The following is a 24,981-nucleotide window of genomic DNA, read 5'->3' as shown; positions in this document are numbered from 1 at the left end:
GATCTTGACGTGGTGACGCCTTATGTGACGGACTCGTCGCGTCCACGGTTTTGAGGCTGGGACATAGACTTGAACAGCCTCCTGAAGTGGCGTGAGAAAAACTGAAGGATAGCGGCGCTTCATAGACCGAAGGGATAAGTCTCATCCTCTCCGGCGGCCACCTCAGTCGGCAAGGGAGTTACTGCGCAGGTCTGATCGAACCACACGAACGCATCGTACTGGTCGGACAACGACGCGTAACTGTAGTGACTCCATCGCTCCGTCTCGGGCCGATAGATGACACCAATGTAGCGTTCAAGCCGCGGGGCAGCGATGACGCGGCGGAGATTGTCGTGCTCCTTTGCGCGAAAATCTACCAGGAAGCGGTCGGCGCCGACGTTGTGGAACAAGTCCTCGTAACTGCCTGGGCGAGACGATCGTATGGCCTTGATTTCCATCGGCCCATCCCATTCCGATGCCGCCGCGACGGTACCGGAATGTGTGCCAAAGCCGATCAGCGCTGCATCGCGTCCATACGCCTGTCTGCACAACTGGCCGATGTTCAGCTCGCCGCGCTCCATACCCATTTCGGTGAACCGCGCGTCTCCGATGTGGGAATTGTGTGCCCAGATAACCGCTTTCGCTTTTGGACCTGTCCATGCGAGGATATTCTGCAGCGCGTTGAACATGTGCTGGTCGCGGTGGTTCCATGATTCATGGGCCCCGTAATACATGGCCCGATAGTAGCGTTCCGCGTCAGCCACAAGACGGGCATTCTGCATCGCGTCGAAGAACTCAGCGCCATCGTTCTTGGCGTATTGGAGCTCCTTCTGCAGCAGGTCGATGAGAATGCGTGTCACCGGCCGTTCGCACAGTGCATAACCTTCAGTCAGCGATGCGCGGCCATAGGCAGCCGGCTCCCGCGACCACGGCGACAGGCAGGCATACCGTTCACGCGCAATTTGCGCGGCCTTGGGATCCACGCGGTCTAGATAGGCGAGCACGGCGGCGATCGACGCCGTCATGTTGTAAAGATCCAGGCCATAGAAACCGACCTTTTCACCTTGGAGTTTCGTGGCGTTGTGATCGCGCAGGAAACTGATGAAGGCGTCGACATCCTTGTTGCGCCACATCCAGGTGGGGAATCGCGCGAACGGTGTTGAGTGCATTGGCCGATGCGGGCTTTGCCGAACATAGCGGTCGATTGCGGCGGCATCGGGCCAGTCAGCCTCCACAGCGACAATCGTGAAGCCGTGCCGCTCGATCAGACGGCGCGTGATAGCGGCGCGAGCCCGATAAAATTCCGAAGTACCGTGGGAGGCTTCGCCAAGCAACACGACCCTTGCTTGAGCGAACCGGTCAAAGACGGCTGCGAAATTCGCGTCCTCCAGCGAAGGCAGTGGCTCGGCCGCAGTCCGCAACACGGCCACTGCCGATGTCTGTGAGATTGACTGAGGTATCGCGGAGGCTGGCTGGTTGGGCGTCAACAGGTAATGCTCGAACCAGGCACTTGCCAAGTCGGTCACCGCTTCAAGCGCACCAGGTTCTTCGAACAGATGCGTGGCTCCAGGAACGATTTTGAGCAGCTTCTCACATGCGAGTGCATTTAGTGCCTTGTGGTTCAGGGTAAGAACCTCCCGATCATCGCCGCCGACAATGAGCAGGGTCGGTGCTTCGACCTCGGCCAGACGCGGCCCGGCGAGATCAGGGCGCCCGCCGCGCGAGACTACCGCTGCCACGCGGCCTTGAAGTTCGGCAGCTGCCAACATTGCCGCCCCGGCGCCGGTGCTCGCACCGAACAGCCCCAACGGTAGATCGGCAATGTCCGGCTCAGCCTGAATCCAGATCGCAGCCTCGAGCAAACGCTCGGCAAGCAATGGAATATCGAAGACATTTCGGCGGTCTGTCGCCTCATCTGCCGTCAGCAGATCAAGAAGAAGCGTCGCGAAACCCTTGTCATTCAGCCGGTCAGCGACAGCAATGTTGCGAGGACTGAGGCGGCTCGACCCACTACCATGGGCGAATAATATGATGCCCCGTGGATCCGGTGGCACGCTCAAATCGCCCACCAGACTGTGCGGCGGGACCACGATACGGCGCCTGGAACGATCTTGGCCGGTGGTACTACCCTCGGCCCATCCTTGTCTCAGCAGCCCGATTGTCTCTTCATCGGTGAGTTGGTGGAAATCGCTGTAGAATGCGCCCACTCCCTGAAAACCTCGCGCCGGATGAAGACAGACGATAATGTCCGCATATGGACGCATTTCCGCCAGCGTTGCTTCTGGCGCCACGGGAACAGCAAGTACAACTTTTGCGGCACCCTGTTTTTTGATTGCGATGAGCGCGGCTTTGGCTGTTGCCCCCGTGGCAAGACCATCATCGACGACGATTGCGGTTCGTCCCGCCGGCTCCAACCGTGCGTGACTACCGAGGTATAAGGCGCGCCGACGTTCGAGCTCGACAAGTTCCCGTTGCCGCGCACGCTCAAGGTAAGTATCGTCGGCACCCGTCGCCATTCGTACGTCTTCATTGATGACGGTTTCGGCCCCTGAGCCTTCGACGACAGCACCGAGCGCCACTTCGGGCGTCCCCGGTGCGCCAATCTTTCGGACCAGAAGGAGATCGAGCGGCGCTTGCAAAGCACGCGAGATTTCCAGCGCGACTGGTACGCCACCGCGCGGCAAGGCATAGACGACAGGTTGCTCGAGAGATAGCGCAACGAGCTTGGTCGCTAGCTGACGCCCTGCATCGAACCTGTCTCGAAATTGGAAGTGCCATCGAACCATACAGATAGAATGTGTGCCTGTTGATCTGCCACGCATTGATCAACATCAAATCTTCGCGGGGAATAGATGGACCTCAGGGCGCCGAGCGATTACGGCGGCTGGAAGGAGGGTCAAAGCGGGTGCATGCTCCCGTGATCCCAACGATGACGATATTCCTGGTTATCGAGGAGGTTCCAGTTCTCTGGCCTGAGCGTCCAGACCCTCAAATAATTGCAGTTCGCGTCAATCGCCTTCTTCCTCACATTGGAAAAGAGCTTTGCGGCGATCTCCTGCTCGCGAAACGGGCTCACCACGATGAAAATCGCAACATCGAACAGACGCCCGGCAAGTGGGTGGTTCTCGATTCGAGCGTGGCAGAGTCCGCGGACGTGATCATCGATATCGGCCGCGACGATAAAGTTGCAGCGTTCCGAACCGCTAGTGACCTGACGCCAGGAGGCGAGCGTCAGACGTGGCATTGCCGCCTGGGCGACGACATACGCACGCTCTATCTGAGTTTCCTGCAACTGGCCGATCTTCAGTTCGGATGTCATATGAAACCATTCACGCCAAGCGACGGATTGCCGCCTCGCCGTTCTGACGGAGCAGCGCTTCTTGTTGCGCTGGCAACAGCGCGTCGCCTTCTCAGATGACCTGCATGCAATCGCTGATGCAGTCACGCCGGGGACAGCAAAACCTCCCCGGCACGAATTTTGATGTGAAGCCTTAATGCGATCATCCGATCGCTATCTGATCATTCAACGTCTTGATTCCCGGAGCCGACCAGGCTGCCCGTTCGGCCGCTCTCCGCTCCGACCAAGTATGGACCTTGCCTTTGAGAGTTACGCTGCCGCCGGACACTTCGACCCGAATTCCCTGCGATTCCAGCTCGGCATCACGCTTGAACGCATCCTCGATGCGCTTCTTCACGTCAGCAGCGCTGACACGAGGACTGATCTCGATCAAATTCGACAGGCCGACGACGCCCACGAGGTTGCGAACGGCATCGGACGCAGCATTTTTCTGATATTGCCATTCGGCCTTGCCGGTGAGCGTGATCCAGCCCTTTTGGACCTTGACCTGGATTGCGCCCTTCGGGACGGAAACGTTCCAGTCGAGCATGTTGGCGGCGCGGCGGGCGATATCATCGTCGGAAGCCTCGTAGTTTCCGAAGATCCTGACGTCGATCTCTTGGGCAATGCCTCGCACGCCTTTGATCCGCTTTACCACTCGCTCGGCGGTCTCCTTTTCTGAGTAGGAGCCGACGTGACCGGTGAGAGTGACGATGCCCTCTTCGACGGATATTCCGATGTTGGCGGCATCGATACTGGGTTCGAAGTCAAGCTCGTCGATGATGTTCTGTCTGAGAGTAATATCGTCCATGATTTGCTCCTTTCTGCTTTCAGGATTTTTTCCGGCAACGGCCGAAGGCGCTTTCAGACGGGAAGCCCCATGCGTTCGTTTGCCGATTTCGCGCGCAACCCCTCCTTCTGCTGAAGCAAGGCGCTGCGCAGTTGGTCAAGTTGTGCGCGCGATCTCTGAATTGGGCTTTGGTCGTTGTAAGCCGCCGCCGGCAGGGTCACCCGTGGACCCTTCGAAATGCCGTGGCCTGCCCCGTCCAGGCTCATCAGACCGACGAGGCCGATGGAAGAAACGAAAATCGCTGCTGGCATCCGCATTTTCTTCTCCTTCAGAAATGAAAGGTGGTAACCGGCCCGACATATTCCGTCACGAAGCCGAAAGAACGGGCTTTCCTGATCAGTGCGTTGGCGCCAATGAGGTTGGTCTTGATGATCTGATCCTCTTTTGGATCGCCTTGGCCGAAATTCGCGCGCATCCAATGAGCTGCTCGGGGCGTGAGCGGGCTGATCGTCCAGTGGCTGGCCTCTTCACGCTTAACCCTGAAATCTGGCAGTTGCTGCTCATTCGAAGCAATCAAGACGGACATCCAATTTCTCCCCTATCGGCGCAACGATACGTTCGACATGAAGCCCGCGATACTCGGAGGTCTCCCGAGGCGCGAGCGATATACATGAGATGAGCTCCTTCTTCTTTCGTTCACCATAGGCGAAATGTTCCGGCGCTCTTTGATTCGAATCAAAGACGTCGAATGAAGTTGTTGCACGCGGGGGAAACAGGAGTGGCTCGCTTCGGACAGCCGCCTCCCAGTCGAGACGTCGACGGCGGTGGTCTGCGAAGGATTGAGCGGTTCAATGCATTTATGCAATTTCTGATCAAGGCATCGCCTACCGCGGGAGCTCAGGAGATGACCCGACGGATCTCGATCGGCATTGAAGGGTCAATTGCTCGAACTTCGATGAAGAGGAATTGCGCCAAACTCTGGTCACTGAGGCTGATTTTTTCGACCTTGACCAACGTCAATGTCCGAAAACCTATCATCGGCTAAAGGATCGGAAAATCGGATGGTCGAGGTAGATCATGAAACGGGATGTTGTCGCTATCGGAGCCTCTGCGGGTGGAATTGAAGCCGTTTCGAAGTTACTGAGTTATTTGCCGGCAGAACTCCCAGCCTCTGTCTTGGTCGTCATCCATCGACCAATTGAGCCGCCGAGTTACCTGCCTGAGGTTCTCGCACGACTATGCGCGCTTCCAGTGCGCTTCGCACGCGAAGGCGAGCAACTCGAACACGGCACCTGTCTGTTGAGCCCGCCTGGCCGGCACCTGAGCGTGTCGAAGGATTGCCGAGTACATTTGTTGGCCGATGGCTTCTATCGAGCCCACAACGTCGACGCCCTTTTCATGTCTCTTGCCGCCGCAATTGCCCCGCGTACGATCGGCGTGATCCTTTCGGGCGCCCTGAAAGATGGAACGCTAGGCCTGAAGTTCCTGAAAGAAGCTGGCGGCATCGCTTTGGTGCAAGATCCGGCGGAAGCCTCCTTTCCGGACATGCCGGAGAATGCGGCGATGCAAGACGGGGAGATCGATCTGATCGGTCCCATCGAAACCCTTGCTGAATTCATCTGCGAGCAGGTCGGGCTTCAACCTCTATCCCTGGGCGCGCGCCCCGCAGGATGATCATGCTCAAGGTTTGACCGATCGGCGTGGACTAGTGATGTATTCGGCTTTCCCAATGCGGGCGCAGTCCGAGTGTCCGGAGTGCAAGGGGTCTCCGGCCATATTCGTCACGTCTGCTTCGGGAGGCCGTGGTTCAGAAACGGAGAAACGTCCACATGCGGATGCCCGGCTGGCGTGTCGCCAAAGCATGGATGCTGCCATTGGTAACATTGGCTCTGGTCGGCGGTGGATTGGCCAGATTTGTGGGGCAAGAGAGCCTTGCGACGCAATTTTGGACGACGGGCACAGCAGTCGTCTTTGCGGTGCTCGTCATCGATATCGGCATTGGTCTGCACAGGAAGGATTTCGGCCTGGATCTCATCGCGGCGCTGGCGATGGGCGGGGCCATCCTGTTTGGAGAGTATCTGGCCGGGATTGTCGTGGCACTCATGTTTACTGGCGGGCAGTTCCTGGAGAACTTCGCGCAAAACAGGGCAAGCCGGGAGATGACAGCACTGCTGAGCCGGGTGCCAACGCGCGCGGCCCGGTATCAAGACAGCCGCATCGAGGATGTTGCGGTGTCGGCCATCGCGCCTGGCGATCTCGTTCTGGTCCGCCGCGGCGAAGTTGTTCCCGTCGATGGCATTGTCGCGGGCAACCTTGCCGTCCTAGATGAATCCGCACTGACGGGCGAGGCGCTGCCTATCCGACGGCAATCTGGACAGGCGGTGATGAGCGGCTCCACGAATGCCGGCGATGCGTTCGACCTGAAGGCGACGAGCGCGGCTGCCGACAGCACCTATGCCGGCGTCATCCGGCTGGTCGAGGCAGCACAGCGGACGAAAGCGCCGATCGTGCGATTGGCGGCCAAATTCGGTTTGGCCTTCCTGGCCCTCACCTTGTCGATTGCCGCTTCAGCCTGGGCACTGACCGGCGAGGCAACCCGGGCTCTTGCCGTCATCGTGGTGGCGACGCCCTGTCCGCTGATACTCGCCGTACCCGTCGCCATCGTGTCCGGCATCTCGCGCTGCGCAAAGAAGGGCGTCCTGGTGAAAGACGGAGGCGCCCTTGAAGCCCTTGCTGCCGCGAGGACGGTGCTTCTCGACAAGACGGGAACGGTTACCGATGGTCGGGCCCGCCTGATTGAGATCAAGGCACGCGGCGACCTCGATCCGCTCGACCTCTTGAGGGTGGCGGCATCGCTGGATCAGAGCTCGCCTCATGTCGTGGCCCAGGCCCTCGTGGCCGCCGCCCGTGAACGGGGGCTGCGGCTTGATGTACCCAGCGGCGTCCGGGAAACGGCAGGCTCAGGATTGACGGGCCGCGTCGCCGGGCGAGAGGTCGTGGTCGGCGGCTGGGCTTTCGCGAGCACAGGCATTGAGGACTCGGACTTTCGCCGCGAGATCGAGGCATGGATACGGCGCGACGGAACGGTCGCAGTCGTTGTGACAATAGACGGCGCCCTGGCCGGGGCGATGCTTCTGGCAGACCAGATTCGTCCCGAAGCGGGTTACGTATTGCGGCATCTGCGCGAGACCGGCATTGCGCGCATCGTTCTCGTTACCGGCGATCGCGCCGATCTCGCTGCAGGTGTTGGCGCATTCCTCGGAGTGGATGACGTCATCAGCGAAATGAAGCCCGAGGACAAGACGAACGCGGTCGACAAGGAGCGGGTGAGAGGCCGTCCCGTGCTGATGATCGGCGATGGGGTCAATGATGCGCCCGCGCTTGCCGCCGCCGATGTCGGCATAGCAATGGGAGCGCGCGGTGCCGCTGCTTCGTCCGAAGCGGCGGATGTCGTGATCCTGGTCGATCGTCTGGACAGGCTGGTCGGTGCCCTCCATATCGCACGCCGCTCGCGCGCGATCGCGCTACAGAGCGTTTATGCCGGCATGGCCCTTTCGGTCGCAGGCATGATTGCTGCCGCCCTCGGTTATCTGACGCCGGTCGAAGGAGCGCTTTTTCAGGAGGCGATCGATGTCGCCGTCATCCTGAATGCCCTGCGCGCCCTGGGGCCACCTGTCTCCTTCGCCATGGCCTCGCCGCGGTTGAGCAACGAAGACCTGCAGAGACTGGAGGCCGAGCATAAGGCATTGGCTGACGTGGTCGACGATATTGGCATGACGGCAGATCGAATTGCACGCCTGCCACAGGAAGAGGCAATAGACGAGCTCCAAAGGCTGGATCGCGGGCTGCGCGACCGTCTCCTTCCCCACGAGAAGAGGGACGAACAGGTTTACGCGCGGCTTCGCCAAAAAAACGCCAAGCCTGACATTCTGGCCGGAATGAGCCGGACGCACATGGAAATTCAGCGGCAAATTCACAACCTCACCGTCATGCGCAAGGCGTTCGACGGCAAGGCGCCGACAGAGGCGCAGCTTCATGAGGTCCAGCGGCTGCTGCACGGGCTGGAGGCGATCACACGTCTTCATTTTGCGCAGGAGGAGGAGATCTATCGCTCGCTGGAGGTCGAGTGAGGGGTCTCAGCCAGCACGGACTGCTGCGGTGTCGAACCCATCAGCGGCGCATTTCGCTGATCGTGCTCGATCATAGCTTTGATCGCTGGGATGCTGAAGACGGCCGCAACCATCAGAATGAGAACGATCAACAGGAGGTGATCGATGATAAGCCATCGCAGCCATCGTCCCGCGGAGAAGTGGTTCACGGCCTTGCTCCAATCGTAGCTGGTGAGCCAGTGAGAACGATTGTCTTCACGGCAACAGTCTAGAGGGCGCCATCGAAGAGGCATTGCGCAGGATCAAATTGCCGCCGCGCCGATTTCCTGGCGGCCGCTTTTGACGCCGGTCAATTTCATCACCGCGGATCTATGTCATTGATATCGTGCCAGCCTGTCAGGCGAGGTCATGACAACTTGGGGATAGGGCAATGCCGCACAAACAAGTTCTCTTTCATGCAGAGGCCAGGAGTAAGGTTCTTCAGGGGGCAACCAGACTGGCAGACGCCGTTCGCATCACCCTCGGCCCGCGTTCCAAGTCGGTTCTGATCGAGAAAAAGTGGGCTGCTCCCATCGTTTGCAATGACGGGGTGACGATCGCCAAGGAATTCGATCTGAAGGATCCCGAGGAAAATCTCGGCGCCCGCATGTTGCGCGCCGCTGCCGAGAAGACAGGAGATGTGGTTGGAGACGGAACAAGCACATCCACCGTGCTTGCGCACGCGATCTTGGCGGATGGTCACCGCAATGTCGTGGCGGGCGCGAGCGCCATCGACCTCAAGCGTGGCCTCGACCGCGCCGTCAACCGCACCATCAAGGCATTGCGGGATCTTTCCAGGCCGGTGACCACTGACAAGGAAAAACAGCAGGTTGCGGCGATCTCCGCACACAATGACGAAACCATCGGCCAGCTGGTCGCCGAAGCCATGACGCAAGTCGGCAAGGAAGGTGTCATCACCGTCGAGGAATCGAAGACGATGGAAACCCGGCTGGATGTCGTGGAAGGCACGCAATTCGACCGCGGCTATATCTCGCCCTATTTTGCGACGGATCCGGAAAAGATGGAATCCGTTCTCGAGGATGCTCGGATCTTGATCTTCGACAGGAAGATCTCTGCGCTTGGCGACTTGGTCGGCCTGCTCGAAGAAATCGCCAAGTCGGGCAGGCCGCTCCTCGTCATCGCCGAGGACGTGGAAAGCGAGGCGCTTGCCACTTTGATCGTCAACCAGATCCGCGGCACCTTCCGCAACTGCGCCGTCAAAGCGCCCGGCTTCGGTGACCGCCGCAAGGCAATGCTGCAGGATCTGGCGATCCTCACCGGCGCTCAGCTCATTTCGGAAGACCTCGGATTCAAGCTCGATAAGACGACGCTGGAGCAGCTCGGCACGGCGACGCGCGTTGTCGTGGATAAGGACACCACCACGATCATCGGGGGCGGCGGCTCGCAGCAGGCGATCAGGGCAAGGGGCGAGCAGATCCGCAAGGAGATTGAGACGACCACCAGCGACTATGACAAGGAGAAGCTGCAGGAACGGCTGGCGAAGCTTTCCGGTGGGGTGGCCGTCATTCGCGTTGGTGCTCCTGCGGAAGCGGAGGTGAAGGCCAAGAAGGAAGCTCTCGACGACGCGATCAATGCCACCAAGGCGGCGGTTGAGGAGGGTATCGTTCCCGGCGGCGGGCTCGCGCTCTTGCGCTGCATCGCGGCTGTGGCCGAGGAAGAACAGCTCTGCGATGGGGATGAGCGGACGGGCGTACAGATCCTGAAGCGTGCTCTGGAAGTCCCGGCGCGGCAGATTGCCGAGAACTCGGCTGTCGATGGCGGTGTCGTTGTTGCCAGGATGCTCGAAAGTCAGGGCGCGATCGGCTTCGACGCAGCGCGGAACCGCTATGTCGATCTCCTGCAGGAAGGCATTATCGATCCGACCAAGGTCGTGCGCGTCGCATTGGAAAACGCGGTCTCCGTCGCCAGCATATTGCTGCTGACGGAGGCGACGATGACGGAGATTCCCGAACCCGCCCGTCAGCCGACTGCGCCGCCGATGGAGATGTAGAGCCGGTCGACGCCGGCCGGACTTTGCGTGAGATCCTTTCGTGGCAATCAGGAAAGCGCCAGGGCGGCGCCGCGCAGGGCAACGTTCGAAGCGGTCACGATGTGGACCGGCACAGTCGACGCGAAGCCTGCTGGGCCGCCTGCAGCCATGAACGAGGCGGCGAATGTTCCCTCCGTCAGAACGTTCCGCAGATCGTTCGGCAGGCTGCCGGCCAGATAAAGTCCTCCCTCTGCGCCGTAAGCAGCAGCCAGGTCGCCGGCCAAGCGCCCGAGCCAAGTGGCAAAACGTTGGAGCGTTTCCCTCGCATGGGGGTCCGGCTCTTCGAGCGACGCGGCTTCGATGATCTCCGATACGCCCCAAGCTGATGCACTGAGACCGGCATGCTGCCGCAGCGCATCGTAAACACCGGCAAGCCCGGTTGAAGTCAGAACATTCCTTAGCACCATTCTGCCCGGTCCGCGTCGTATGCTATTGAGGACGAGGAGCTCATCCCCGTCTTCGGCACCGAACGAAATGTCGCCGGCTCGGCCCAATACGGCTTTCCAACCCGGGCCAACCGGAACGGCGGCAGCGACCTCCACGTCCCTTTCCACCAGCAGGATGGCTTTCGGTCCGACCCGCGGGGGCATTGCTTCGCCGATCCGCAGAAGGTCGTGCTGCGTCAGCAGCGGCACGGATCGACAGACTGCTTCGATGTCGCGCATAAGGCTGACTGTGGGAATGGAAAACGCGTCGTGCAGCTGTTTGGCGGTAAAACTCCAGGGATGATGAAGGAGGCGAGCCTGGCCTCCGGCGACATCGCCGGCCACGGCGAGGCTCATCCTCGCCGGCCGGTCCTGCAGCGACGTGAGATAAGCATCGATCGCCAGTTCGATCGAGTCGAATTCGGCGGTTCGAAAGTTGACATAGTGGTCCATCGCCAGTTCATCGATATCGGCCACCGCAAAGCGCAAGTGGGTCGGGCCGATCTCCCCGACAACGGCGTGACGATCTGAAAGGGTCGGCATGTTGGGTCTCCACATTCTTAAACTTTTCCCAGTCTGCGCCAGCTGCTGCGCCCTGGCCTTGATTTTCATCAAGGTCGAAGGAGGCGAGCCCGTCTACTCTCGGCGCAGTTCAAGGGGGCAGGCCGGGAGCGTGTCATGGGCGGCAGGATGGAACAGGTGATCTGGTTTGAGCATCTCCGGCGCGGCGACATCGCCCGAGTGGGCGGCAAAAATGCCTCGCTGGGGGAAATGATCCAGGATCTCGCGCCGAAAGGAATTGCCGTACCCGCGGGTTTCGCCACCACCGCCGATGCCTACTGGCATTATGTCGACGCCAATGGTATTCGGGGCGAGATCGCCGCACGCATCGCCGACTGGCAGCAGGGCAAAGCGAGCTTGGCTGAAACCGGTTCGGCCATACGCAAGCTTTTCCTGCGCGGCGACTGGCCAGAGGACCTGGCGAACACCATCCGAACCGCTTACGCAGAGCTTTCGAAGCGCATCGGAAGCGAAGATGTCGCCGTTGCTGTTCGCTCCAGCGCCACGGCCGAAGATCTGCCGGATGCGAGCTTTGCCGGGCAGCAGGAAAGTTTCTTGAATATTCGCGGTGAGCGTTCGCTTCTCGATGTCTGCCGGCGCTGCTACGCTTCCCTATTCACCGACAGGGCGATCTCCTATCGCCAGACGAAGGGCTTTGAGCATCTGAAAGTCGCACTCTCGATCGGCATCCAGCAGATGGTCCGGTCGGATCTCGGCGGCTCCGGCGTCATGTTCTCCATCGACACGGAAACCGGCTTCGACAAAATCGTGCTGATCAATGCCGCCTGGGGGCTCGGTGAGAATGTCGTCCAGGGCGCCGTCGACCCGGATGAATACCAAGTGTTCAAGCCGTTTCTTGCAAAGGGCTCTCTCCGCCCCATCATCGCCCGCAAGTGCGGCGCAAAGGCAAAGAAGATGATCTATGGATCGGCCGAAGAGCCTACCCTCAACGTTCCGACCTCGAAAGCCGAACGGGCAAGCTATGTGCTTGACGATGAAGCGGTGCTCAAGCTCGCCCGCTGGGCGTCGCTCATCGAGCAGCACTACGGCTGTCCGATGGACATGGAATGGGCCCGTAACGGCGAGGCCGGAGAACTCTTCATCGTGCAGGCGCGGCCGGAAACAGTTCAGTCGAGGCACAGGACAGGGGTCTTCAGGAGCTACAGCATCAAACAGAAAGGCAGGAAGCTTGTCGAAGGTCTGGCGATCGGTGACGCCATCGTCTCGGGCCGAGTCTGCCTCATTGAAACGGCCAAGGATATCGATCAATTCATCGACGGTTCGGTATTGGTAACTGCGACGACCGACCCGGACTGGATGCCGATCATGAAACGGGCGGCGGCGATCGTTACCGATCACGGGGGCCGCACTTCTCATGCCGCAATTGTCAGCCGCGAGCTTGGCCTGCCGGCGGTGGTGGGGACCGGCAACGCGACGCTGCTGCTGCATACGGGCGAGGAGGTGACTGTGTCCTGCGCGGAGGGGGACGAAGGGTTCGTCTATGACGGGGCTGCCGAATACGAGTCCGAAACGTTCGATGCCCACGACCTGTCGGCGACGCAGACCGAAGTGATGCTGAATCTTGCAAATCCGGGTACGGCCTTCCGCTGGTGGCGGCTGCCCGCTGATGGCGTCGGCCTTGCCCGGATGGAGTTCGTCATCAGCAACGCCATCCGCATCCATCCGATGGCGCTTGTCCACTTCGACAGCCTGAAGGACGAGGCTGCCCGGAACGAGATCGCGGCGCTGACGCAGGGTTATGACGACAAGTCGGAATATTTCGTCGACAATCTCGCGCGTGGCCTTGCCCGTATCGCCGCTGTGGTCCACCCCAATCCCGCCATCGTCCGGCTGAGCGATTTCAAGACGAATGAATATGCCGGGCTTCTGGGCGGGGCTGAGTTCGAGCCCAAGGAAGAAAATCCGATGCTCGGCTTCCGCGGTGCCTCCCGCTACTATTCACCTCGCTACCGTGAGGGTTTTGCGCTGGAATGCCGCGCCATTCGCAAGCTGCGCAACGAGATGGGTTTTGCCAATGTCGTCGTCATGGTTCCCTTCTGCCGGTCGGTCGAAGAAGCTGAGAAGGTGCTGCAGGTCATGGCGGAAAGCGGCTTGAAGCGCGGCGAGGACGGACTGAAGATCTATGTCATGTGCGAGATACCCTCAAACGTCATTCTTGCTAAGGATTTCGCCCGCTATTTCGATGGCTTCTCCATCGGCTCAAACGATCTCACGCAACTGACGCTCGGCGTCGATCGAGACGCGGGCGATCTCGCCGATCTATTTGACGAGCAGGATCCGGCGGTAAAGTGGATGATTTCGAGAGTGATCACCGAAGCCAGAACGGCCGGCGTCAAGATCGGCATTTGCGGCCAGGCGCCGAGCGACTACCCCGACTTTGCCGCCTACCTCGTCGAATGCGGGATCGACAGCATTTCCGTCACGCCGGACAGCTTCGTGGCTGTAAAACAGAAAGTGGCGGAGGCTGAGCGGTGCAGGGAGCAGACCGTTCGGGGGTGATTGCAGACGAGACCGGAATGAAGCCCCTGCGTCTATATCTTGCTGTGCCGTGCCTCTCGAGCGCGATTATTCGGCGGGGAGCGCCGCGCGCCATACAGATAAGACGCTGGATTAACCGACGCAATCAGTGTGCCGCCGGTGCAAGCTGCTTGAAGCAGCGGATGACATCTTCGTCTGACAGCTGGGGAAAGTGGAAGTAGAAATCACCGACCGCGCGGAAGGACAGCCCGGCCTCAAGGCAAACCACCTCTTCGACCTCGTCCTCGAGATCGGCGACCACCTTTGCCGGCGCAACGGGAACGGCAATGATGATGCGTTCGACCCCGCATTGTCTGATTGCCATCGCCGCTGCCTTCATCGTGGCACCGGTAGCGATGCCGTCGTCCGCCAGGATGACGGTCCTGCCTTCGATGTCGATATCGGGCAAAATGCCCTTGAACACGGATCTGCGGCGCGCGATTTCTTTCAACTCCATATCCGTGGCGGATTGAAAGACGGCGTCCGAGATGTCGGTTTGGCGTATGATGTCGTCGTTCTTGAAGATAGAGGGATGCGGTCCGTCGACGACCGCGCCCATAGCAACTTCAGACATTGCGGGCACTCCAATTTTCCTCACGAACACCATCGTCATTGGCGCGTCCAGAGCGCTGGCGATCTCGTAAGCAATTGGAATGCCTCCGCGCGGAAGGCCTACGACGACGACGTCTCGCCCACGATACCGGAGCAGGGCTGCAGCAAGTGCCCGACCAGCATCCTTTCTATCCTTGAACATCGTAAATCTCCTTTCGGCGCGCTTCTGAGCGCACATCGTTCTTTGGATCAATGGCCTCGGCCTACAGTGCGACTTGTTCCTGCAATACTGATCCCGATGCCTGCGCTAGTGACCGAGGAAAAGCGGCCGACTGCACGTCTCAATCATCGATCGCGTCACGCCGCCGAAAATGCGTTCGCGCAATCGGGAGTGGCTATATGCGCCCATGACAATCAGATCGGCCCCCATTTCCGCGGCGCGTTGCTTGAGGATGTCCTGGACGGGCCTTCCTCTGCTCATGACGGTTTCCGCCGTGACAGGCACGCCTTGTCGTGCAAGATAGGCAGCGATATCGGCACCCGGATCTTCGCCGCCGGGCGATGCCTTTGCCAAAGGATCGACCAGAACAAGACGCACTTCGCCGGCGCGCTGGAGAATTGGAAGGGCCTGCTGAACCGCGCGGGCCGCTTCTCTCCGGGAGTTCCAGGCGATCAGAACGGTGCGAGGGGTGAACTCGGCGGGCTGATCCGTCGGGTTCAAAAGCAGAGGGGCGGGCGCCTGAAACAAGGCTCCGCCGATGATCCGCGGGCAGAGATCGCGATCGCGGGCAGCCCGCCGGCCGACAAGAGTCAGATCGACATACAGCGCTCTTTCGGCGATCGCCTCGTCCGCCCAGGCGCCCTCCGTGTAGAGGTCCTGAACATCAAACGAAAGCCCCGAAGAGGCAAGCTGCTCTTCCACATGCCTCGTCTGCTCCGCAAGCTTCGCGATGTCGCCTCCGCGTTCCTCCAGCCAGACGGCTGAAATCTCCTCGGCAGATGCGCCAAAGGGCGGTGGCGCTGCCATGGCCGCCACTACAACCGACAAGTGCGCGCCAATCGCCTGACCACTGACGATGGCGTCCTTGATGTCGTCTTGAAAGTCGTTGACGCCAAGCACGACCAGTATCGTTTTGTAAGGCAATCTTATGCCTCCTTCTTTGGGCTGCACGCCGCAAGTCTAGTCCGCCTGCTTGCGGGCGCTTTGACTCACGTCAAGACGTGGAAGCCTTCATCCATGATCCGCCCCCTGCGAGGCAGAAACAGGCCCGTCACCTGCGGGGCTTTCACAATGGAGATGAATGCTGATCACATTTTGACCCGCATCAATGAGAAACGGCCTTAAGAGATGTCTTCTTGAAGCGCTCCAGCCGAGATGATGGTCGCTACCGCGTTTGGTCGGACGAAAGCGACTACGACATCCCTGGCGTTGATCGCACCCCATGAAAGAAAGGGGGATGAAATGAGCCAAGTTGTCTCGCGGACGGCAGAGGCATTGCTAGCCGGCGCAGGATGCCCGGATGTCCTTCGCGGTGGTGTGGACTTTCGCCTTGAGCGAACGAGCAATGATGACTGGCAGATAACGGCCGTGTCACCCCGCGCCCACGCCTGGATGCGTGACGAATTATGCGGCCCCTTCGCTCAATGCTTCAATGACGTCGTCCGAGCAGATGCTCTCAGCGCGAACTCTTTCGTGAAAGAGGCGCACGAAAGGGGATTGCGAACTGAATTCATTGGCCGCAGCGGCAAGGATCTATTTTAGCCTTTGGGGCACTAAACCGGCCGCTTAGGCAATCATTTGAAAGATCCTAGGACCGCCACCGCACGCCAGGATTTGCCACCTCGGCGAGAGCACCGACGGCGCATAGCCACAGGGCAACAGACCGAGAGAGCGGAGCTCTCCGGCGGAGAGGAGAAGAACATGATATCGGAGTTACTTAGATACACCTTACAGGTCGCGCTGATCTCGTTCATGCTTGGCAGCCTGGCAGATGTCGGCCTTAAACTTGATGTCAGGGATGCCTGGACTGCACTGCGTGACAAGGAATTCGTCGTCCCCAGCGTATTGTCAGGCTTCGTTCTGGGGCCAATCCTTGCCATTGTCATCGCAAGATTGCTCGCCTTGCCGGAACCTTACGCCATCGGTTTGCTGCTGCTGGGCTTGGCGCCGTGTGCGCCATTCATGCCAATGCTGTCTGACGTTGCGAAAGGAGACGCCGCCTATACGGCGGCGTTCATCCTGATTGCTGCTCTTGGTACAATCCTCTTGATGCCGATCGCACTTCCCGTTGTTGCCCCAGGCCTCCACGCGGGTGTAGGTGTGATCGCACGGCCGCTCCTGCTTCTCATTCTCGCACCTTTCGGCATTGGAATAGCAGTGCGTCAACTGTCGAACAGGTGGGCGGATAGGTGCGACCCGATTATTAGGAAACTGGTCGCCTTCAGCACTATCGTATTGCTTTCCGTCGCGTTCCTGCAGAATTGGGACCACATTCTCAGCGCCATAGGAACCTGGGCGATAGCAGCACAGTTTATCTACTTCTGCGCGCTGGCTCTGGGCTCCTACGCCGTTTCGTTCAGGCTTCCTCGCGAGAAGCGAGTCGTAGTCACACTTGGGGTCTGTACCAGGAACGTCGGGGCGGCACTCGCCCCATTGTCAGCAGTTGCCAATGCCGATCCGCGATCCAGCACGATGTGCATCCTGGCAGCCTTCATCACTCTGGCGGTCGGATTTGCCGTAGCGAAAATATTGGCTCGACTGGCGCCGAGGCCCGATTTGGCGATCAATACTGGCTAACTCCGCTTGTCCGCTCGGCAGCCCCTCCGAGTCCCTGCGAGTCTGGTGTGCGTGCCAGCGCCAAATCTTCAGGAAAGACGTATGTCCTCTCGAGCATCCGGTCGATGAGGTCCAGTTCAGCGAGCAGCGCCGGGCGCCGGTCCTGAGGCAAAATTTGCAGGGCATATTCGATCAGGGCTCGCAGACGGCGGGCGATCTGAAAGTTTTCCGCGCCGTATAAGCGTATCTCGCTGAAGGTCAGCTGCACGAAATCCTCCCAATTCGGCGTCCTGCAGATAAACCGCAGTTTGCCGGATTTTCCGCGGATCTCATCGCCGAGAAGATGCCTTCCTCCCACGAAGCAAAGAAGGCGTTGAAGCTGATCGATCGCGAGAACGGCCGTTGTGGGATCGTTGATGGCCTTTGATAGAGCTTTGATTCCGATATCGACGATGATCCTGAAGGCAAATGTCGCATCCTGTTCGAGCGTGCGTTCCGGCCCGAAAGCGACCAAGGCTGTCACTACGCTATCCGGGGGCAGACCCTCGCCGTACAGGCGGAAAAGAATTTCGCCCGCACCAACGAAATCGCCGACTTTTGGCACCAGCTCGATGATCGAGTCCGTCCTCTCGGCCAGCGCGACGAGCGCCGTCATATTGACCGCGACCACGACCGCGGAATTGGCCCGATGGTAAACAATTCTATCGGGCGAACTCGTGAACGAGGTCACTCCACGATGGGAGCAGTCACTTTCGGCAGGTGCGGGATAGACTTCCTCAATGACGGCATGACCGCTTTCGCCGACTCTCAAGATGATGCTGACAGGACGCAGCAGGCGGGCCGCGTAGTCTATCAGATACAGGAAGGCCGCAATGGAAAGAAAGCCAAGCAGTCCCGCGATCGCAGAGACACCATGAGGAACGGTCGCATCGAGTCTGGAAAGGGCGCCGGTTGCAAACAGTAATGTAAAAATGAAAAGGCCCACGGTGAATCGGATGGCATTGTCGCGCAAAAGAGTCGTCGCGATGATCCGGGGCGTCAACTGGCCGCCGGCAACTTGAATTGCCACCAGCAGCGATCCGAACGTGAACACCACGAACGTCAAAGTCATTGTAATGATTGTCTCAAGCATCCTTTGCGTGCCCGCCACTTCCCAAGGCCAGAAGTCGATCCAAGGGGTCCAATTTTCAAAAGCATAGACCAATCGGATGGCGGCGACGTAAAGGAGCAGGGCCACGAAGGGAACGATCCACAAAGAGGATCTGATGTAACTCCTGAAGCTATACCAGCGGTTCCAACGCATCGACTTATCTCACTCCTGAAAATTCTGAGGGCGAAATTTTGCCTTTCAACCATGGTTTATCGCCCGGAAAGATCATTGATGCCGATCAAGACACGGCGTCTATTTTGATCTCGCTTAATGTCCGGCCTGCGGAATGTGCGTAGATTTCGGACGATCCCGTCGCACCTCCAATTGCGAGGGCATACGAGGAAGGGATCACAACAGCAGCGAGCGGAACAAGCTGGCAGGTGGGAAGCCAAGACGATGTACAAGAAAGGGAAATACATCTGCGTCCCCGCACCCTTCGGTCTCTACAGCTGGTCGAAGCGGGCAGCGGTTCACCGGTGGAGGCGGGTGTGACATCGGTTTTTCTGACGCGGAACGAAGCCCGCGGAAGCGCCGCCCGCGCGGCGCGCTCGGCTCACTCTGCCGCCGCTTTCCAGCATGCCTGCAAGACATCCGGCAGACGCGCTCAGCGCAGGTTCCGTTGTGTCGTAAGCGCATGAAGAAGTCTTGATCGAACCGCCGAGGCCTTCTCCGGGCATTGACGCCGATCAAATCGCCAATCCAGCACCCGAGTATGATGAACCGCGCGAAAGAAAGGATATCGCGATGAATCAGAATATCATCTCATACAACGCGCGAGTGCTCGTCATGGACGCGAGAAAAGCCCTGCTTCTGCGCAATGTTGGGACAGCGTCCGACCTATCTCTCGAAGTCGAGCAGGTATTCGAGGCGCCGCACAATGCACCGACCCGTCAACAGGGAACAGATCGTCCCGGCCGGACCGCGAGCGGCAGCCATCGCAGCAGCCTCGGACAGACTGATTTCCATCAGCTTGAAGAAGAGCGGTTCTCTTCCATGGTCGCGGAAAAGTTGGAAATGATCTGCGCCGGCGACAACATTCAGAAGCTTTTTCTCATGGCTCCCCCGAAGGCCCTTGCCGACTTGCGGCGTGTCATTTCGGAGGGTGTGAGGAAGCGGATCGTGGCCGAATACGACAAGGACCTCGTCAACCTTCCGGTCGACGAAATCGAAAAACATCTGACGTCGTGAACAACGAATTTATCATGGATGGCACGGCAGCGGCCAGGTCGACTCTCCGGTAGCTGATGACTGGCCGGGCAACGGCATCGGCAAAAGCACGGTGGGACGATGTGCATGGCGTTCGGCGATTTCTGTTGCCTCATCGCCAACGAAAACGGGCGTGCATCGCGACGCGCGCCCGTCCGACACGAATCCGATCAAGCGACTTTTATCTCCACCTTCCGCTCGTTTTTTTTGGCATCGGCGCTCTTTGGAAGTCTCACCTTCAGGACGCCCTTGTTGAAGGTGGCCTCCACCTTGTTGGCGTCTACCCCATCTGGGATCTGGAAGGTGCGCTGGAAGGAGCCGTAGCGACGCTCGGACACATGGTATTCCTTCTGCTTATCCTCCTTCTCCTCCTGCTTTTCGCCACGGATTGTCAGGTAGCTGTTGGACAGCGTGACTTCGATGTTCTTTTCATCGAGGCCGGGCATTTCGGCGGTGATCTCGAAGGCGTCGTCCTTTTCGATCACATCGACAGCCGGGGCTGCCCATCCATTCAGCGACGGAAAGCCGCGCGCGAAAATGGATCGGTCAGAGGAACGCCAAGGCGAGGGCACGAAGCCATCGAACAGACGGTCGATCTCGGAGCGCAGCGCTTCGAAGGGGGACCAGATTCCCGCCGACTGGACCGGCTTATCTTCGTTCTTAACAGCAAGTTTGGTTGCATCTGCCATGATTTTTCTCCTGTCTTCCAAGAAGGAGGCCGCATCGAAGCGCCAAGTGGAATTCGGTGCAGCCGACGTCAGCTCGTCATTGAGCATCTCCATTTCAAATCTTTAGGAGCAAGTCAGCATTGACGCGGATCAAGCTTCGTGCGCGGCGGACCTCATACGTGTTCGGCGCAACTCCCAGACGCCTCAGGCGCGTTCTGGCCGGAGACGCCGTGGAGATCTTCGACGTTTCCGGCCTGCGGTGCGGCGTCGTTGGTCCTCGCGTCGGAAGAACCAGTGTTTGGCCAGCTCCGACGACAAAAGATACATCACGCTGATGGAGACGATCCCAAGTATGGTGGGAAGCGGCAAGGGGAGGAAGCCGAACCAGCGCGCGACCGGCAGGAATGGCAGCGCAAAGGTCACCGAGATGATCACAGCAGACAGAGCGGTGAGCAGGCGCGACGGCCAGCTCTGCCAGAACCTCTTGCGTGTACGGATAATGAAGACGATCAGCAATTCCGTCAGCAGCGATTCAACGAACCACGCCGTCTGGAAATGCCGCTCGCCGGCCCCCACCAGGAAAATCAAAAAGCCGAAGGTCAGGAGATCGAAGAGCGAACTGACCAAGCCGAAGGTGACCATGAACCGTCGTACGGAGCCGATTTCCCAATGACGGGGCCGACGCCTGTCCTCCTCGTCGACATTATCGGTGGCAATCGCGAAGGAGGGGATATCAGAGAGAAAATTATTGAGCAGGACCTGCTGGGCGAGAAGGGGCAGGAAAGGGAGCGCGACGGAGGCCAGCGCCATGCTGATCATATTGCCGAAATTGGCGCTGGTGGTGATCGATATATATTTCATCGTGTTGGCGAAGGTGGTTCGCCCGTCATCAACGCCTTGTACCAGTACGCCGAGATCGCGTTTCAGAAGGACCATATCGGCGGCTTCGCGCGCCACGTCTACGGCGCTGTCGACAGAAATCCCAATATCGGCTTCATGTAGGGCGGGGGCGTCGTTGATCCCATCGCCGAGATAGCCGACGACGTGGCCGCGCGACCTGAGGGCCCTTACGATGCTTTCTTTCTGATTGGGATCAATCTCGGCAAAGAGATCGATATGCGCTGCTTTTGCCGCAAGTGCTTGCGAGGAGAGCTTCGATAGGTCCGCCCCCGTAAGAATCAGATCGGATGACAGCCCGATCGCGGCAGCGAGGTGGGCGGCGACATAGCGGTTGTCACCGGAAATGACCTTGACCATGATGCCGCGCCTCGCCAGTTCGGAGAGGCAGCGCTGGATCCCCTGCTTCGGCGGATCAAGAAAAAGAAGAAAGCCTTCGAAGCAAAGGCCGTTTTCGTCCGTGCGGGCGTAAGGACCGGGAGTCCTCAAGCGCCGTGTTGCAAGACCGAGAACGCGAAAGCCCTGTTGGCTCCAGCTTTGGAACTTGCCCTCGACCGCAGCTCGGTTCTCCGGATCGAGGGGTGCCTCTTTTCCAGCGTCGCGGATGGTGCTGCAGATCCCCAGGACACCGTCGACCGCCCCTTTGCAGATCAGCACGGTGTGTCCTTCCGGAGACGTGACGATCACCGACAGTCGCTTTCGCACAAAATCGTAGGGAATTTCGTCCCGCTTGGCGAAGAACTGCTCGCGCGCATCAGTGCCCTCTGCGGCGAGGATCGCTTCGTCCAGGGGATTGGTGAGGCCGCTCTGGAGAGTGGCATTGAGACGGGCCAGCAGGAGCACGTCCTGCGATCGCTGTCCGCTCGCATCCAGGCAGCTCTCGAGACGGATGACACCTTCCGTCAATGTCCCGGTCTTGTCGGTGCAAAGAATATCCATGCTGCCGAGGTTCTCGATCGCTTCAAGCCTGCGAACGATGACGCCGTTGGCCGCCATTGCCCTGGCTCCCCGGGCAAGCGTCACACTAATGATGGCGGGCAGCAGCTCGGGCGTGAGGCCGACCGCAAGCGCAAGGGAAAAGAGGATGGAGTCAATCAGCGGGCGGCCGAGCAGCGCGTTTGCGAAGAAGACCAGAATAACCATGACGAACATGATCTCGGTCATCAACAGGCCGAACCGGCGGATACCCCGGGAAAACTCGGTCTCCGGAACCTGACGTTCCAGGCTCTCGGCGATGGAGGCGAATTCCGTGTGGATGCCGGTTTTGACGGTCAGGACGGAAGCCTTGCCGCTGCGCACGGATGTACCGGCGAAAACAACGTTACTGCGCCGGGAAAGAGGCGCACCGGCTTCCGCGATGCCCGGTATCTTCACAGCCGGGAAAGTTTCTCCCGTCAGTACTGCCTCACTGACATTGAGGTCGCGCGCTTCCAGGATGATACCATCGGCGGGGATCAGGCTGCCTGCGGAAAGATGCAGGATGTCGCCTGGCACGACCTCTTCGACGCGAATAGTACTCTCGGCGCCATTGCGCAGGACCACCGTTTTCTGTGACAGGCGCCGCTTGAGCTTTTCCGTCGCCTGCGAAGCCCCGTATTCCTGGAAGAAGCCGAGCAGACAACTGGCCAGCACGATGATCGAGATGATAAGCGTCTCATGCCCTTCGCCCACAAAAGCGGAGATTGCCGCGGCCGCGATGAGGATCAGGACGAGTGGGCTGCGGAACTGCCGCACAAGAGCCGCGGTCGCCGAGTGCCTCCGGTCCTGGCCAAGCGAATTCGGACCGCTGTCCTTCAATCGCCGTGCGACCTCGGAGGTGGAGAGGCCGTCCCGCGAACTGTGCAGCTCCGCCAAGACTGTCTCAGCGGATAAGGACCAGTAGGGCGGCCTCGCGTGATCGGAGATCGTGTCCATTCCAGATCCTTTTCAGCGATTGGCAACCGCGCCTGGCGGCCCCAAGAGAACGGAGAGACCGCCCCGCACAGCCGTCATAAATAGAAGCCGGGTGGCGGTACCGGCATGTCAGGCGGCACAACGACCTGGATCCGGTCATCCACCCGTTTCACGCCGATCGTGTTTTCCGCCGCCACGTGAAGGGCGGTCTTCTCTCGCGTGTCCAGCACCCGGCCTTCAAGCGTAACCACCCCATCGGCGACGTGCAGAGTCACGGAATCTCCCCATTTTTGACGAGCCAGCTCCGCTTCCAACGCTTTTCGGATGTCGCTATCGGCTCGTGCGGCGCAATGGCTTGCGAGTTCGCGGACGAGCGCGGCCATGACGTCGAAGCGGGTCACGATACCGATGATTTCGTCGCCTTCGACCACGGGAAGACGTTTGATGTTCTTCCTGGCCATTAGCTCGGCAGCGGTTTCCACGGATGCATCGGGCTGCACAGTCACCGCCGGACAGGACATCACTTCGCCAACGGTACTTCCGAAGTTTTTCGCGTATTCTTCAGCCAGCTCGCCCCGTGAAGAAAAGAAATCACGCCAGAGGCCGTGCGTTGCGTCGGTGTGGATTTCGCTGCGCCGCAGGAAGTCGCTTTCACTGATGATGCCGAGAAGGCCGCCTGATTGATCGGCGACGGGCAATCCGCTTATGCGGTGATCCAGCATCGCGTTGGCAGCCTCCCAGATCTTGGCATCCGGCCCGATCGTCGCCGGTTTTGGCGTCATGATTGATCGAATTTTCAACATCTTCCTGCCTCCTTAAATGACGGCAGGATACGACGTCTGCGGCGCTCTTCCTTGATCGCCGTCAATTGACATCGTCAGTCGCGATCAACGGAGGTCACCTTAACGACCGGCGAAATCCAAGCAGGGAGAAAACAAACAAGACTGTGGCAATCACTGCAAGCCAAACGAATTGCGGCCAGACGGTGACAAAGCCGGCGCCACGATAGAGGATCGCTTGCGCCATGGTGATGAAATGCGTGTTCGGCGCCGCGAGCATGATCGTCTGTATCGCCTCGGGCATGCTCTCGCGCGGAGTGGTGGCGCCGGAGAGGATCTGCAGCGGCATCAGCACCAGCATCAGCAGCAGTCCGAACTGTGGCATGGAGCCCGCAATTGTCGCTAGCGCGATGCCCATTGCCGTTGTCGCCAGGAGGTGGAGTGCCGCTCCCGCCATGAAAAGGGCCAGTGACCCCTCGATCGGCACCTGAAGCAGGCCCTCCACCATGAAAACCAAGGAAAGACCGGTTGCGACGAAGACGACCAGCCCCATGGACCAGACCTTGGCGAGCATGATCTCGAGTGGTGTAACCGGCATGACCAACAGATGCTCCACGGTACCGTGTTCCCGCTCACGTATCAGCGCAGTGCCGGTAAGGATGATCGACAACATCGTCACCATATTGATGACGTTCATCACCGATCCGAACCAGGTTTGATTGAGCTCGGGGTTGAATCGGGCCCGGAGCGCCAGATCAACCTGAGGGATTTGGGAGATTGTTTGTATGGCGGCAAAGCCCGTGATTTCCTGAGCAACAATGGATTGCACGTAACCTGATCCGGAAAATGCCTGGGTCATGCGGGTGGCGTCGACATTGAGCTGGATGACCGGCGATTTGCCGGCAATGAGGTCGCTCTGGAAATGTGGGGGAATGTCGAGCGCGAACGTATCCGTGGCTGCGTCCATGCGGGCGTCCATCTCGTCTGCGGTGATCGTCACCGGCGGCTTGAAATAGGGCTTCAAAAAAGCATCGGCGATGCGCAGCGAAAGCGGCGAACCATCTTCGTCGACGATGGCAATCGGAGCGTTGTTCAAGGTTTGGGGGACGGCCCTCGCTTCGGCATAAACGGCGACGGTGAAGGAATAGAAGATCAATCCGAGGAGGATCGGATCGCGCATCAACCCCCGCAACTCCTTGATGCCGAGATGTAAGATGGTGGCGAGGCGCATG

Annotated in this window: 19 protein-coding genes; 6 read left to right on the top strand and 13 right to left on the bottom strand. The window is 59.4% G+C overall.

What is annotated here, in order from left to right; genetic code table 11:
• Positions 1 to 119: 119 nt before the first annotated feature.
• From NL154_RS23325 to NL154_RS23305, 5 genes are all read right to left on the bottom strand, one after another.
• On the bottom strand, positions 120 to 2,765 hold the full coding sequence (locus tag NL154_RS23325) for an erythromycin esterase family protein (RefSeq protein WP_434734290.1): 2,646 nt from the start codon (positions 2,763 to 2,765) through the stop codon (positions 120 to 122).
• 110 nt (positions 2,766 to 2,875) lie between these two features.
• Positions 2,876 to 3,298 carry a hypothetical protein gene (locus tag NL154_RS23320; protein WP_221155137.1) on the bottom strand — a complete coding sequence of 141 codons (423 nt, stop codon included), beginning with the start codon at positions 3,296 to 3,298 and terminating at the stop codon, positions 2,876 to 2,878.
• A gap of 181 nt (positions 3,299 to 3,479) precedes the next feature.
• Positions 3,480 to 4,127 (bottom strand): BON domain-containing protein, encoded by a 648-nt coding sequence (locus tag NL154_RS23315; RefSeq protein ID WP_210631969.1) that lies wholly within the window; start codon positions 4,125 to 4,127, stop codon positions 3,480 to 3,482.
• Positions 4,128 to 4,180: 53 nt separating this feature from the next.
• Complete coding sequence (locus NL154_RS23310; RefSeq protein WP_210631968.1) at positions 4,181 to 4,423, bottom strand: hypothetical protein; 243 nt, start codon at positions 4,421 to 4,423, stop codon at positions 4,181 to 4,183.
• Positions 4,424 to 4,434: 11 nt separating this feature from the next.
• Positions 4,435 to 4,692 (bottom strand): hypothetical protein, encoded by a 258-nt coding sequence (locus NL154_RS23305; protein WP_210631967.1) that lies wholly within the window; start codon positions 4,690 to 4,692, stop codon positions 4,435 to 4,437.
• Between the two features lie 491 nt (positions 4,693 to 5,183).
• Here NL154_RS23305 and NL154_RS23300 point away from each other — a divergent pair, with 491 nt between their 5' ends.
• The 3 genes from NL154_RS23300 (at position 5,184) to groL (ending at position 10,265) form a co-directional block, all read left to right on the top strand.
• On the top strand, positions 5,184 to 5,780 hold the full coding sequence (locus tag NL154_RS23300) for a chemotaxis protein CheB (protein WP_434734289.1): 597 nt from the start codon (positions 5,184 to 5,186) through the stop codon (positions 5,778 to 5,780).
• 155 nt (positions 5,781 to 5,935) lie between these two features.
• Positions 5,936 to 8,236, top strand: coding sequence for a heavy metal translocating P-type ATPase (locus tag NL154_RS23295; protein ID WP_221155123.1), 2,301 nt, complete (start codon positions 5,936 to 5,938; stop codon positions 8,234 to 8,236).
• Between the two features lie 409 nt (positions 8,237 to 8,645).
• Complete coding sequence (gene groL / locus NL154_RS23290) at positions 8,646 to 10,265, top strand: chaperonin GroEL (protein ID WP_210631964.1); 1,620 nt, start codon at positions 8,646 to 8,648, stop codon at positions 10,263 to 10,265.
• 47 nt (positions 10,266 to 10,312) lie between these two features.
• Here groL and NL154_RS23285 read toward each other — a convergent pair whose 3' ends face one another.
• Positions 10,313 to 11,272 carry a glucokinase gene (locus NL154_RS23285; RefSeq protein WP_210632175.1) on the bottom strand — a complete coding sequence of 320 codons (960 nt, stop codon included), beginning with the start codon at positions 11,270 to 11,272 and terminating at the stop codon, positions 10,313 to 10,315.
• A gap of 135 nt (positions 11,273 to 11,407) precedes the next feature.
• Here NL154_RS23285 and ppsA point away from each other — a divergent pair, with 135 nt between their 5' ends.
• Positions 11,408 to 13,810, top strand: a complete 2,403-nt coding sequence (gene ppsA, locus NL154_RS23280) for a phosphoenolpyruvate synthase (protein WP_434734288.1) — start codon at positions 11,408 to 11,410, stop codon at positions 13,808 to 13,810.
• Between the two features lie 124 nt (positions 13,811 to 13,934).
• Here ppsA and NL154_RS23275 read toward each other — a convergent pair whose 3' ends face one another.
• Positions 13,935 to 14,582: a phosphoribosyltransferase gene (locus tag NL154_RS23275; protein WP_434734287.1), complete on the bottom strand. Its 648-nt coding sequence runs from the start codon at positions 14,580 to 14,582 to the stop codon at positions 13,935 to 13,937.
• Between the two features lie 105 nt (positions 14,583 to 14,687).
• Positions 14,688 to 15,524, bottom strand: a complete 837-nt coding sequence (locus NL154_RS23270) for a universal stress protein (RefSeq protein ID WP_434734286.1) — start codon at positions 15,522 to 15,524, stop codon at positions 14,688 to 14,690.
• Positions 15,525 to 16,301: 777 nt separating this feature from the next.
• On the opposite strand from NL154_RS23270, the gene NL154_RS23265 reads away from it, so the two are divergent.
• Positions 16,302 to 17,177 carry a bile acid:sodium symporter family protein gene (locus NL154_RS23265; RefSeq protein ID WP_434734285.1) on the top strand — a complete coding sequence of 292 codons (876 nt, stop codon included), beginning with the start codon at positions 16,302 to 16,304 and terminating at the stop codon, positions 17,175 to 17,177.
• Here the strand turns inward: NL154_RS23265 and NL154_RS23260 are convergent.
• Positions 17,164 to 18,459, bottom strand: coding sequence for a DUF2254 domain-containing protein (locus tag NL154_RS23260; RefSeq protein ID WP_210631959.1), 1,296 nt, complete (start codon positions 18,457 to 18,459; stop codon positions 17,164 to 17,166). The two genes, NL154_RS23265 and NL154_RS23260, sit on opposite strands and share 14 nt — an antisense overlap.
• Before the next feature lie 492 nt (positions 18,460 to 18,951).
• Here NL154_RS23260 and NL154_RS23255 point away from each other — a divergent pair, with 492 nt between their 5' ends.
• A complete protein-coding gene (locus NL154_RS23255) occupies positions 18,952 to 19,494 on the top strand; it encodes a host attachment protein (protein WP_434734284.1) in 543 nt (180 codons plus the stop codon).
• A 188-nt stretch (positions 19,495 to 19,682) separates the two neighbouring features.
• Here NL154_RS23255 and NL154_RS23250 read toward each other — a convergent pair whose 3' ends face one another.
• The 4 genes from NL154_RS23250 to NL154_RS23235 all read right to left on the bottom strand — a co-directional run bounded on the left by NL154_RS23250 (position 19,683) and on the right by NL154_RS23235 (position 24,980).
• Positions 19,683 to 20,201: an Hsp20/alpha crystallin family protein gene (locus tag NL154_RS23250; protein WP_210631958.1), complete on the bottom strand. Its 519-nt coding sequence runs from the start codon at positions 20,199 to 20,201 to the stop codon at positions 19,683 to 19,685.
• Positions 20,202 to 20,384: 183 nt separating this feature from the next.
• Entirely contained in the window at positions 20,385 to 22,991 is a 2,607-nt protein-coding gene (mgtA, locus tag NL154_RS23245; protein WP_221147008.1) for a magnesium-translocating P-type ATPase, read from the bottom strand.
• Between the two features lie 74 nt (positions 22,992 to 23,065).
• Positions 23,066 to 23,773 carry a CBS domain-containing protein gene (locus NL154_RS23240; protein WP_221147007.1) on the bottom strand — a complete coding sequence of 236 codons (708 nt, stop codon included), beginning with the start codon at positions 23,771 to 23,773 and terminating at the stop codon, positions 23,066 to 23,068.
• Positions 23,774 to 23,867: 94 nt separating this feature from the next.
• Entirely contained in the window at positions 23,868 to 24,980 is a 1,113-nt protein-coding gene (locus NL154_RS23235; protein WP_221147006.1) for an ABC transporter permease, read from the bottom strand.
• Position 24,981: the final 1 nt, after the last annotated feature.

Origin of the sequence: Rhizobium sp. YTUHZ044 (genome assembly GCF_051123975.1) — a bacterium.
Lineage (GTDB): Bacteria > Pseudomonadota > Alphaproteobacteria > Rhizobiales > Rhizobiaceae > Rhizobium.
Note: the sequence above shows the minus strand (reverse complement) of the source record. Positions and strands in the feature narration are given on the sequence as shown.

Bases quoted from the DNA above. Each gene is read 5' to 3' on its own strand.
- NL154_RS23325 (WP_434734290.1), bottom strand. From the start codon at position 2,765: ATGGTTCGATGGCACTTCCAATTTCGAGACAGGTTCGATGCAGGGCGT.
- NL154_RS23320 (WP_221155137.1), bottom strand. From the start codon at position 3,298: ATGACATCCGAACTGAAGATCGGCCAGTTGCAGGAAACTCAGATAGAG.
- NL154_RS23315 (WP_210631969.1), bottom strand. From the start codon at position 4,127: ATGGACGATATTACTCTCAGACAGAACATCATCGACGAGCTTGACTTC.
- NL154_RS23310 (WP_210631968.1), bottom strand. From the start codon at position 4,423: ATGCGGATGCCAGCAGCGATTTTCGTTTCTTCCATCGGCCTCGTCGGT.
- NL154_RS23305 (WP_210631967.1), bottom strand. From the start codon at position 4,692: ATGTCCGTCTTGATTGCTTCGAATGAGCAGCAACTGCCAGATTTCAGG.
- NL154_RS23300 (WP_434734289.1), top strand. From the start codon at position 5,184: ATGAAACGGGATGTTGTCGCTATCGGAGCCTCTGCGGGTGGAATTGAA.
- NL154_RS23295 (WP_221155123.1), top strand. From the start codon at position 5,936: ATGCGGATGCCCGGCTGGCGTGTCGCCAAAGCATGGATGCTGCCATTG.
- groL (WP_210631964.1), top strand. From the start codon at position 8,646: ATGCCGCACAAACAAGTTCTCTTTCATGCAGAGGCCAGGAGTAAGGTT.
- NL154_RS23285 (WP_210632175.1), bottom strand. From the start codon at position 11,272: ATGCCGACCCTTTCAGATCGTCACGCCGTTGTCGGGGAGATCGGCCCG.
- ppsA (WP_434734288.1), top strand. From the start codon at position 11,408: ATGGGCGGCAGGATGGAACAGGTGATCTGGTTTGAGCATCTCCGGCGC.
- NL154_RS23275 (WP_434734287.1), bottom strand. From the start codon at position 14,582: ATGTTCAAGGATAGAAAGGATGCTGGTCGGGCACTTGCTGCAGCCCTG.
- NL154_RS23265 (WP_434734285.1), top strand. From the start codon at position 16,302: ATGATATCGGAGTTACTTAGATACACCTTACAGGTCGCGCTGATCTCG.
- NL154_RS23260 (WP_210631959.1), bottom strand. From the start codon at position 18,459: ATGCGTTGGAACCGCTGGTATAGCTTCAGGAGTTACATCAGATCCTCT.
- NL154_RS23250 (WP_210631958.1), bottom strand. From the start codon at position 20,201: ATGGCAGATGCAACCAAACTTGCTGTTAAGAACGAAGATAAGCCGGTC.
- mgtA (WP_221147008.1), bottom strand. From the start codon at position 22,991: ATGGACACGATCTCCGATCACGCGAGGCCGCCCTACTGGTCCTTATCC.
- NL154_RS23240 (WP_221147007.1), bottom strand. From the start codon at position 23,773: ATGTTGAAAATTCGATCAATCATGACGCCAAAACCGGCGACGATCGGG.
- NL154_RS23235 (WP_221147006.1), bottom strand. From the start codon at position 24,980: ATGCGCCTCGCCACCATCTTACATCTCGGCATCAAGGAGTTGCGGGGG.